The 10,189-nt window shown below is 76.8% G+C and carries 10 protein-coding genes; all 10 read left to right on the plus strand.

Going from position 1 to position 10,189, the window contains the following annotated elements:
- Positions 1 to 1,012 precede the first annotated feature (1,012 nt).
- Genes B5D80_RS33230 through B5D80_RS32080 form a run of 10 tightly spaced genes read left to right on the plus strand, consistent with a single transcriptional unit; the run spans position 1,013 to position 10,030 of the window.
- On the plus strand, positions 1,013 to 1,396 hold the full coding sequence (locus B5D80_RS33230) for a hypothetical protein (protein WP_144081834.1): 384 nt from the start codon (positions 1,013 to 1,015) through the stop codon (positions 1,394 to 1,396).
- The gene (locus B5D80_RS32040; protein ID WP_245855115.1) at positions 1,396 to 2,187 is read left to right on the plus strand and encodes a CIS tube protein; all 792 of its coding nucleotides are present in this window, start codon (positions 1,396 to 1,398) and stop codon (positions 2,185 to 2,187) included. Before B5D80_RS33230 ends, B5D80_RS32040 begins: the two co-directional genes overlap by 1 nt.
- Positions 2,184 to 3,770, plus strand: coding sequence for a phage baseplate assembly protein V (locus B5D80_RS32045; RefSeq protein ID WP_088647667.1), 1,587 nt, complete (start codon positions 2,184 to 2,186; stop codon positions 3,768 to 3,770). The genes B5D80_RS32040 and B5D80_RS32045 overlap by 4 nt, the downstream gene beginning before the upstream one ends.
- Positions 3,770 to 4,108 (plus strand): hypothetical protein, encoded by a 339-nt coding sequence (locus B5D80_RS32050; protein ID WP_088647668.1) that lies wholly within the window; start codon positions 3,770 to 3,772, stop codon positions 4,106 to 4,108. The genes B5D80_RS32045 and B5D80_RS32050 overlap by 1 nt, the downstream gene beginning before the upstream one ends.
- Complete coding sequence (locus tag B5D80_RS32055; RefSeq protein ID WP_245855118.1) at positions 4,105 to 4,584, plus strand: GPW/gp25 family protein; 480 nt, start codon at positions 4,105 to 4,107, stop codon at positions 4,582 to 4,584. Before B5D80_RS32050 ends, B5D80_RS32055 begins: the two co-directional genes overlap by 4 nt.
- Entirely contained in the window at positions 4,581 to 7,217 is a 2,637-nt protein-coding gene (locus B5D80_RS32060; RefSeq protein ID WP_088647669.1) for a putative baseplate assembly protein, read from the plus strand. Before B5D80_RS32055 ends, B5D80_RS32060 begins: the two co-directional genes overlap by 4 nt.
- Positions 7,198 to 7,842, plus strand: a complete 645-nt coding sequence (locus B5D80_RS32065; RefSeq protein WP_088647670.1) for a phage tail protein — start codon at positions 7,198 to 7,200, stop codon at positions 7,840 to 7,842. Before B5D80_RS32060 ends, B5D80_RS32065 begins: the two co-directional genes overlap by 20 nt.
- Positions 7,839 to 8,771, plus strand: coding sequence for a hypothetical protein (locus tag B5D80_RS32070; RefSeq protein ID WP_088647671.1), 933 nt, complete (start codon positions 7,839 to 7,841; stop codon positions 8,769 to 8,771). The genes B5D80_RS32065 and B5D80_RS32070 overlap by 4 nt, the downstream gene beginning before the upstream one ends.
- Complete coding sequence (locus B5D80_RS32075; protein ID WP_088647672.1) at positions 8,768 to 9,223, plus strand: hypothetical protein; 456 nt, start codon at positions 8,768 to 8,770, stop codon at positions 9,221 to 9,223. The genes B5D80_RS32070 and B5D80_RS32075 overlap by 4 nt, the downstream gene beginning before the upstream one ends.
- A 57-nt stretch (positions 9,224 to 9,280) precedes the next feature.
- Entirely contained in the window at positions 9,281 to 10,030 is a 750-nt protein-coding gene (locus tag B5D80_RS32080; RefSeq protein WP_088647673.1) for a hypothetical protein, read from the plus strand.
- The last annotated feature ends 159 nt before the right edge of the window (positions 10,031 to 10,189 follow it).

Genomic DNA, 10,189 nt, shown 5'->3' on the forward strand with positions numbered 1-10,189 from the left:
CCCCGGCCTGCTGCACGACCTGGTCGGGCCGGCCGCCGACGCCCCGCCGGGTCCGCCGCCCGCATCCCACCCGGGGGTACGCGGACAGTCCACCCCGGCATCCGCCGAGCCCCCGGCGTACCCGCCCGGCACCGGTGGCCGCACCGCCGACCGGCACCCCGCACACCCGTCGGTCCCGACCCCGCCACCCGTCCCCACCGAACCGTGGGGGTCGTGGCCGACGCCGGGACCGCTGACCGGCACCCGCCTCCCCCGACCCGACGGCCCGGCGGACGTCACCCCGACCGTCGGCCCGTCCGGCGTCGTCCCGACCGACGGATCGGCGGATCACCGCACGCGCCCGACCTCGGCACCCGGCCCGGACCCGGCGACCGCGCACCTGCCCTCGGCGCACCGTGCGTATCCGCCCTCGACACACCGCCCGGACCGGTCGGGGACCCATCGCCCGGACCCGGCGGCGGCGGTCCGTCCCGACGCGGGAGCACCGCCCGGTCCGGTGGCGGCGCGTCCCGGTCCGGAGTGGACGATCGGTGCCGGGCTCGGGTGGCTGCTGCGACCGGGCCGGCGACGGACCAGCCCGCGCCGTCCCCCGACGACCGGGACCGGCCCGGAACCCACGACGGAGACCGGTTTCGAGCCGGCGACGGAAACCGGTGCGGAGCCGGTGACGGGGATCAACCCCCGTTCGGGGACGCGACGTGACCCGGAGGCGGCGGTCGTGCCCGGGGCGCGAACACCTGGCCCACGCGGGTGGGTGGGGCACCGTCCGTCCTCCGACGTCGGCCGGGCCCCGGGAACGCCCCCGCCGGCCGGCACGCGGCACCAGGCGTCCGACGTACCGCCGCAGTCCCCCGGCCGGTCGGGCCTCGTCCCGCCGGGGTGGCCGGACCGCGACGACCCCGGTCGACCGGTCCGGTCGACCGGCCTGGAGCACCGGACGGCCGCCGGAACCGGCGCCGGGCGACGGCCGACCGACGGCCGACCGACCTCAGCGCTGTTCGGCCCGGCGTCGGTGACCGGCACCGGCGCGGCAACCGGCGACCGGGCCGGCGGGGACGGCACCGGTGGGGCGGGCGGCCAGGTCACGGGCGGCGGCCGGCACGGCGGAACCCGTCCGGGCCCCGGCGGCGGCGCACCGGCGCGCGGCAACCTCGCCCGGCGGATCGGCACGATCCGCTGGCCGGAAGACGACCCGGCCCCGGCCGGCGACCCGTGGCCGACGCTGCCCGACACCGGCCCGACCGGCACGGGAGCGGCCGGACCGCACGGGTCGGGGCCGGTGGGGGCGGACCCGTGGCCGGCGCTGCCCGCCGACGGGGCGTGGTGGCGGCCGACGGGCACCGCCCGCGACGACGCCCGGTACGCCCGGCTCGACGCCGAACAGCGGGGGTCCTGATGGAACGGGTCGCCTTCCTGGTCGACGAGTCCGGCGTCCGGATCGACTGCCTGCTCAACCCGCAGACCGTGCAGGTCACCCGGGTCGCCGGGGTACGGCCGCAGGGCAGCGCCGAGGGACAGCTCACCGGGATCGGGCTGGCCGACGACCCGCTGGCCTTCACCGGCGGCGGGCGTACCGAACTGGTGCTGGACCTGCTCTTCGACACCGACCTGGTGGAGGGGCCGACCCGGCCCGGGGACGTCCGCACGCTCACCAGGCCGCTGTGGATGCTGGCCGAGAACTCCGCCGTGGCGCACGGCTGGCAGCGTCCGCCGCTGGTCCGGCTGGTCTGGGGCAAGACGTGGAACGTGCCCGGCGTGGTGGTGGCCGTCGCCGAACGGTTCGACGTGTTCACCCGTACCGGCTCGCCCCGCCGTTCGTGGCTGCGGATGAAGCTGCTGCGGGTGGCCGAGTCGGCCGACGAGGCGCAGCAGGGCTTCGCCGAGGAACTGGCCGCCGCGACCCCGCCCGCGACGCCCCCCGGTCAGGCGGTGGTGGCGGCCGGGGACGGTGCGGCCACGCCCGGCTACTCCGGGGTCCGGTTCGACCTGCTCGCCCACGACGCGCTCGGCTCGCCGCTGCGCTGGCGGCTGCTCGCCGAGCACAACCGGATCACCGACCCGTTCGCCGTACCGGCCGGCACCGCCCTCGCGGTGCCCCCGCCCACCGCGGCGGAGCCCACCGGGGCGTCGCCGGTGGGAGGCGCGGGCGGCACCGGCCCGGCGCAGGCCGACGGGGGTCCGCGATGAGCGCCGGCCCGTCGGTGTCCCTCGACGGCGTGCCGCTGGGCGGGGTGGCGGACCGCCGGATCCGGTCGGTCCGGGTCGCCGCCCGCCTCGACCAGCCCACCCAGTGCGAGGTGGTGTACGCCGCCGACCCGGGCCCGGCCGCGCGGGGTCCCGGTCCCGGCCCGGCGGTGCCGACCGGCGCGACGCTCGACGTCAGGCTCGGCGACGACCTGCTGTTCACCGGGGAGGTCACCTGCGTCGAGGTGGAGTACGCCGCCGACGGCACGGCCCTGTCCCGCTGGCGCGGCTACGACCTGCTGCACCGGCTGCGCAAGCGGCAGCAGCTACGGGTCTTCGAGGCGGTCACCGCCGTCGACCTGGCCCGGGAGCTGTGCGGCGCGGTGGGGCTCGCCGTCGACGCCGAGGTCGACGGCCCCCGGCTGGACCGGCTGCTCCAGCACCGGCACAGCGACCTGGAACTGCTGCGGGAGGTGGCCGGCCGGGCCGGTCTGCACCTGGCCGTCGACGGTGACCGGGTGCGGCTGGTCAGCCTGGACGGTCACGGCGACCCGGTGCCGCTGACCCTGGGCCGGACGCTGCACTCGGTGCGGTTGGCCGCCAACCTGGACCGGGCCGCCGGGGGCAGCGCCGCGCTGGGCTGGCACCCGCAGCGGGCCGAGCCGCTCGGGCACCGGGTCGACGCGGCGCGCAGCGGACGGCGGGTGCCGTTGCGTCCGGACCCGGCGGCGGTCGGCGCGGACGGCGTGCGGACCGTCCTGGACCAGCCGGGCCGCAGCGACGACGAGTTGGCCGCGCTCGCCCAGGCCGGCCTGGACGACCGGACGGCCGCGCTGGTCACCGCCGAGGGCGTCGCCGAGGGTGATCCGGCGTTGCGTCCCGGCCGTCGGGTCGCGCTGGCCGGGGTGGCCGACGACCTGGCCGGGGTGTACGTCCTCACCGAGGTGGTGCACACCGTCGACGGCAGCGGGCACCTCACCCGGTTCGCCACCGCCCCGCCGCCCTCCCCGCCGCGCGTCGCGGCCGGCGGGGCGGTGGTCACCCTCGGGGTGGTCACCGCCGTCGACGACCCGGAACGGCTCGGCCGGGTCCGGGTGCGGCTGCCCGGGTACGGCGACCTGGACGCCGGCTGGCTGGCCGTGCTCTGCCCGGGGGCGGGCCGGGACAAGGGCATCGTGGCGCTGCCCGACCCGGACGACAATGTGCTGCTGGCCCTGCCGGGCGGTGACCCGGTCGCCGGGGTGGTGCTGGGCTCGCTGTTCGGCACCGTCACCCCGTACGACGCGGGGGTGGCCGACGGGCGCGCGGGCCGCTGGTCGGTGCGGACCGGCAGCGGTCAGACCATCGTGGTCGACGACGCGGCGCGGACGCTGCGGCTGGCCACCGACGCCGGCAGTTTCCTGGAGCTGACCCCCGAGCTGGCCACCCTGCACGCCGCGACCGATCTGGTGCTCTCCGCGCCGGGCCGGGCGCTGGTGGTGCGGGCCCGCAGCGTCGACTTCCTGCACGCCGACGCGACCGAGGACGCGGCGACCGCCAGGCAACAGGCCGGCACGCTCGCCCGCGCCCACTCCGGAGGTGCCTGATGCGCTGGATCACCCTCGACTCGCTGATCGCCTGCGACCACGACGGCCGGGTCACCAACCGGGCGTCGCAGGGCTGGCTGACCGTCGCCGGGACACCGGTGCTGGTCGACGACGACCCCGTGGGGCGGGACATCGTGGCCTGCCCCAACTACGGGCCGACGGTCAAACCGTGCGCGAAGACCCTCGCGGTGCGGGTCGGCTACAGCGACTGGCTGCGGGTCGACGGGCACCGGATCGTCCTGTCGCACCTGGCGGGGTTCACCGACGGCACCCCGCCGAACCTGGTCCGGCACACCGTGCACGACGCCCGGCAGCGCCTGGTGGGGGCCGACCGGTGAGGGCGTTGCGGTTCGTCGGGGCCGGTTTCGACGCCGGCCGCGCCGGGGGCCTGGCGACGACCGCGACCGGCGGGCTCGCCGTGACCGACGGCGACGAGACGGTACGCCAGGCGTTGTACCTGCTGCTGTCCACCACGCCGGGCGAGCGGCTGATGCGCCCCGGGTACGGCTCCCGGCTGCACCGGCTGGTGTTCGCGCCGAACGACGACACCACCGCGGGGCTGGCCATCCACTACGTGCGGCAGGCGATCCGCCGGTGGGAGCCCCGGATCGAGGTGATCGACGTGGACGCCGGCCCCGACCCGGACGACCCGTGGCGGCTGGTGGTCCGGTTGGACTACCGGGTGCGGGCCAGCCTCTCCCCCGGCCAGTTGGTGTTCTCCGTCGACCTGCTGCCCGCCGACGCCGACCCGCCCGCGCACCGGGCCACCGGTCGGCCGGCGGCCGGGGGCCGGGCCGAGGGGGACCGGTCATGACGCTGCCCGTGCCGCACCTGGACGACCGCACCTTCCTCGATCTGGTCACCGAGGCCCGGGAGCGCATCCGGCAGTCCTGCCCCGGCTGGACCGACCTGTCCGCGCACGATCCGGGTATCGCCCTGGTGGAGGCGTTCGCGCACCTCACCGAGGTGATGATCTTCCGGTTGAACCAGTTGCCGGAGAAGGCGTACGTGCAGTTCCTGAACCTGCTCGGGGTGACCCGGCACGCGCCGACGGCGGCCTGGGCCGACGTCCGGTTCGTCCGGACCGGCGGTGACCGGGCGGCGGTGCGGATACCGGCGGGCACCCGGGTCGCCGCGGCCCGGGGGGTCGACCCGAGGCCCGTCGTCTTCGTCACCACCGAACCGGCGCTGCTGCCGGCGGACGCCGGCGAGGTGACCGTCCGGATGCACCACTGTGAACCGGTCGAGGCGGAGCTGCTGGGCGTCGGCACCGGCCAGCCGGGGCAGGTGCTGCGGGCCGCCCGGGCACCGCTTACGCGTACCGCCGAGGCACGGGACCTGCTGCTCGGGGTGGAGGTGCCGGCCGGCTCGGTGGAGCTGGGCGCGGTGGCCCGCGAGCACGAGGGCGCGACGTACGAGGTGTGGCGGCCGGTGGACAGCTTCGCCGGGGTCGGCCCGCAGGCGAAGGTCTACCTGGTGGACCGCTGCTCGGGGCTGGTCACCTTCGCCCCGGCGCTGGACCTGCGCCCGCCCGACGCCGACCCGGGCACGGCGGAGCCGACCGGTGCGCAGGGCGGCGGGCCGGTGACCGTCGCGGCGGTGCCGCCGGCCGGGGCCCGGGTGCGGCTGTGGTACCGGGCCGGCGGTGGCCGGGCCGGCAACGTCGCCGCCGGCACCCTGACCACCCTGCGGGACCCGCTGCCCGGGGTACGGGCGGAGAACCCGGAACCGGCAAGTGGCGGACGGGAGCTGGAGAGCCTCGAATCGGCGCTGGTCCGGGGCCCGTACGAGTTCTTCGCCCAGCAACGCGCGGTCACCGCCCGGGACTTCGAGATCCTCGCCGCCGGCTCCGGCGGGGTGTCCCGGGCGCGGGCGTTCACCCGGGCCGCCGTCTACAGCTTCGCCCGCCCCGGCGAGGTCGAGGTGGTGCTGGTGCCGTACGTGCCGCCGGAGGCCCGCCCGGGTGGCCGGCTGCCGGTGGCGGTGCTGCGCGCCCACGAGGTGGAGGAGTCGCGCCGCCGGGTGGAGGCGGACCTGGACCGACGGCGGGCGTTGGGCACGAGCTGCCGGGCCGGCTGGGCCCGGTACAAGGCGGTGTCGATCCGGGCCCGGGTGGTGGTCCGGCCGGAGGAGGACGTCGAGGCGGTCCGCCGGCGCATCCACGACCGGCTGCACCTGACGCTCAGCCCGCTGCCCACCGGGCTCAACCCGACCGGCTGGGCGTTCGGCGAGCCGCTGCGCGCGTCCAACGTGTACCGGATGCTGGAGCACGCCGAGCCGGGGGTGCGCTACGTCGAGTCGGTCCGGTTCGTGGTGGACGAGGCCCCCGACGCGCAGGTCCGCGCCGTCGCCGTCGACCAGTACCAGCCCGGCACCTGGTACGCCGGCCGGGGCCCGGTGCTGTTCCGCTCGTCCGACGCGGGGGTGGGCTGGGAACCGGCGGGCCGGTTCGACGACGACGAGACGGTGGTGCGGGTCGCCCCCGCCCCGGCCCCGGTGCGTCCCGGGGTGCTGGCCCGCCCCGGCGCGGTGGCGGTGGTGACCACCCGGGCGGCGGGCGGTTCCCGGGTGCACCTGAGCACCGACCTCGGGGAGACCTGGTCGCCGTTGACCGGCCTGGACTCCCGGATCACCGACCTGGCGTGGATCGAGCGGGACGGCGCGGGCGCGCTGCTGCTGGCCACCGACACCGGCCTGTACGAGGTGTCGCTGCTGCCCGGGGCGGTGCCGTTGCAGATCCTGGTCGACCCGGCGGACGCCGACCGGGGCTTCTACGCCGTCCGGGCGTTCGTCTCGGAGCGCGGCGCGCCGGGGGTGGCGGTCGCGGCGCAGGCGGGTTTCGGGGTGTACCTGTCCACCGCCGGTGGCCGCCCCGGCAGCTTCACCCACGTCGGCCTGGCCAACGTGGACAACCGGGTCCTCGCCGTGCAGTACGACGGCCCGGCCACCCTGCTCTGGGCGGGCGCGGGCGAACCGGACCCGAAGAGGCCCGGGCAGGGCTGCCACCGCACCCGGCTGTTCGAGTCCGACGTGAAGTGGCAGCAGGTGCAGGCCGGCTGGGTCGGCGGCACCTGCCGGGACCTCGCCTTCGTCGGCACCCTGGCGGTGGCCGCCACGCAGAGCGGCGGGGTGGTCAGGCTGGACACCCTGGCCGCGCAGCCGCAGTGGCAGCCGGTGGTGGTCAACTGCGGCCTGCCGCTGCGGGACCGGACCCGGTTCGTGCCGGTGGACGCGATCGCCGGCAGCGCCACCGGGACGGGCGGGGGCGGCCGGCTGATCCTGGCCGGTGGGGAACGTGGGGTGTTCCGCAGCGGCGACGCCGTCGACTGGACGGCCAGCGCCAACCAGGCCACCGCCGACGTGGTGACCGTCCCCGACACCTGGCTGCTCTGCTCCGGCGAGCACGACATCGAGGTGGTGGGCCACGATGCGCCGGGCCGCGATTGAACGGCTGCTGCCGGCGGCCTACCAGCGGGCCGCCGGGCCGGGCAGCGTCCTGGCCGCCCTGCTGGACGTGATGGAGGCGCTGCACGCCCCGGACGAGGCGCTGCTCGCCGACGTGGACGTGCTGTTCGACCCGTACCGCACGCCGGCCGGGTTCGCCGGCTACCTCACCCGCTGGGTGGCGATGGACCACGTGCTCGGCCCGCCCCGGCCGGACGGTCCGCCGCCGCTGCCCGTGGGCCGGCTACGCGACCTGGTCGCGCACGGCGCGCTGCTGGCCCGCTGGCGGGGCACCCCGTACGGGATGCGGACCGCGCTGGAGCTGGCCACCGGGGTCACCGGGTTCGTCCTCGACGAGCCGGCCGACCGGCCGTTCCACCTGGTCGTCCGGGTGCCGGAGGCGGCCGCCGGGCTGCTGACCGTGGTGACCCGGATCGTCGCGGCGGAGAAACCGGCGGCGGTGACCGCCGAGGTGGTCCTCGCCGACGCCCCGCCCGCCGGGGGCCGTCCCGCCGACGCCGACTCCGACGGTGGGCCGGTGCCGTACGGGCCGGCGGTCGGCCGCGCCACCGTGCCCGCCCCGGGCCCCCTTCCCCCGCCCGGACCGTCGCCTGAGGAGCCGTCATGACCACCGAATGGGCCGTCGTCGCCGCCGCCGAGCAGTTCACCCTCGACCCGGCCAACCGGGGCGAGCTGACCTTCACCGTGTCCAATCCCGGCGGCGCGCCGGACACCGTGGTCTTCGACGTCGCGCCGGGCGAGGGCAGCCAACGGGCCTGGTTCACGGTGGCCGAGCCGCAGCGGGTGGTGCCGGGGCAGAACTCCGTGTCGTTCCTGGTCCGGCTGGCGGTACCGGCCGGCACCGCACCCCGGCGGTACGACATGACCGGCTTCGCCTACTCGGCGAACACCGCGCCGGAGGAGAGTTCCCGGGCCAGCGGCCGGGTGACGTACGAGGTCACCGCGGTCGCCCCGCCCCGGCGGGCCCCGTGGCCGTGGATCGCGGCGGCGGTGGCGCTGGTGGTGCTGGTCGGCGCGGTGGTCGGTTACCTGCTCAGCCGCCCGGACGCCGCCCCACCACCGCCCGCCGCCCGGGTGGTCACGGTGGAGGCGGAGACCCTGCTCGCCGGGGCGAGGACGGAGTCACCGGCGGGTGCCGCCGTGAAGGTGGTGGAACAGCCGGACTGCTGCGGGCTGACCTGGTCGGGTGGTCGGCAGTTGTTCCTCCAGGGGCTGGCGGTGGGTGACCGGGTCAGTCTCACCGTCACCCTGCCGGTGGACGCCACCTGGTCGTTCGCCGCGTCCCGCACCACCGCGCCGGACTACGCCAACACCATCTGGCAGGTCGACGGGGTGCAGGTGGGCGGCACCTTCCTCGGCTTCTCGAAACAGCCGGCGCTGCGTGACGTCGAGGACGTCGGCACGGTCCGGCTCGGTCGGGGCGCGCACACCCTCACCCTGGTCGCCGTCGGCCGGACCCAGGGCACCGAGCGGTACTTCGCCGGGGTGGACCTGGTCCGGTTCACCGAGCTGCCCGCGTCGACGGACCGGCCGTGAGCGGCCGGCGGAAGCTGCTGCTGGTGGCGGTCGCCGTGCTGCTGGTCGCCGCCTTCCTCGGCGCGCTCGGGCTGGGCCACGCCGGTCGCGGTGATCCGGCCGACGCCGGCGCGCTTGGCTGGCTGGGCCGGCTCGGCGGTGACGGCACCGCCGTGGACCCGGCGACGGTACGGGCCGACTGCGACCGTACCGGGGACGTGCTCTCCTTCGTCGGCGGCTGCGCGCTGCGGGTGGACGATCCCGGCGGGCTGCGCACCCTGGTGCTGCGCAGCCGGGCGGCCTTCGCGGTCACCGCCCCCGCGCCCGGCGACGCCGACCTGACCGTACGCGACGACGTCACACCCGCCGACGGGGGTGACGCGGTCGCGACGATCGCCGTCGACCGGGCCACCGAGGTCGGCCTGGGCTGCCCGGGAGGTGTTCCGTGCACCGTCACCATCGCCACCTCGTGACCCGCCGTCGGCCGGTGCCCCGGTTCGCGGTGACACCGGCCCGGGAGGTGACCCGGGATGGGTGAGCTGCGTAGACCGTTCCTGCTGTTGGCGCTGCTGGCGGTGGCGCTGGTGGTGGCGCTGGAACTGGGCTCGTCGCTGCTGACCGGCGGCGGCGACGCGGGCGGGGCGCTGCTGACCGGTGCCCGGGACCTGGGCGTGGACGTCGGCGAGGTGGGACGGATCAGCGAGCCGTCCGGCCGGGGCACCGGCTACCTGGCGCTTGTCGACGTGGTGGCGCTCTGGAGCACCGGCCTGTTCTGCCTGAGCCTGCTGCTCTCCGAGCGGGTCCAGGGCCGGGTGCAGGGGGTGGCCACCCTGGTCTTCGCGGTCCTGCTGATCCTGGCGTCGCTGGTGCTGCTGGTGACCGTCTTCGTGGAACTGACGGTGATGGTGTCGCTCTTCCTGGCCGTGCCCTTCGGCACGCTGGCCTACCTGGCGCTGTGGGGTTTCTTCCCGGTCGGCGAGGCCAGCCTGCTGCTCGGCCTGGTGCTGGCGTTGAAGCTGGTCTGGGCCGGGCTGCTGCTGCTCGCCCAGCCCCGGTTCCTGCAGAACAAGGGGCTCGTCCTGCTGGCGCTGACCACCCTGGTCTGCACGGTGGTGCTGGAGTTCCTGCACCGGCTGGTGCTGGTGATCCTGGTCAGCATCCTCGACGACGTGGGCGCGCTGGTCTTCGCCGTCGTGGCCCTCGTCTGGGGCCTGGTCCTGCTCGTCGGCTCCGTTCCCGCCGTCGTCAAGGCCGTCCGCGCCACCGCCGCCGTCCGGTGACCCGCCCGCCGCGCGGCCCCGGGGCGGCGCGGTGGTGGGGTGGGGCATCCATGTACCGACGACCGGTGTGCCTGTCCGTCATATTTATGGATCTTGTGTCGGGTTTGTGGGTTGTGGGTGGGGTAGGTGACGGCGCATGCCGTTGTTCCGTTGGAGTTT

Origin of the sequence: Micromonospora wenchangensis (assembly GCF_002210435.1) — a bacterium.
GTDB lineage: Bacteria > Actinomycetota > Actinomycetes > Mycobacteriales > Micromonosporaceae > Micromonospora > Micromonospora wenchangensis.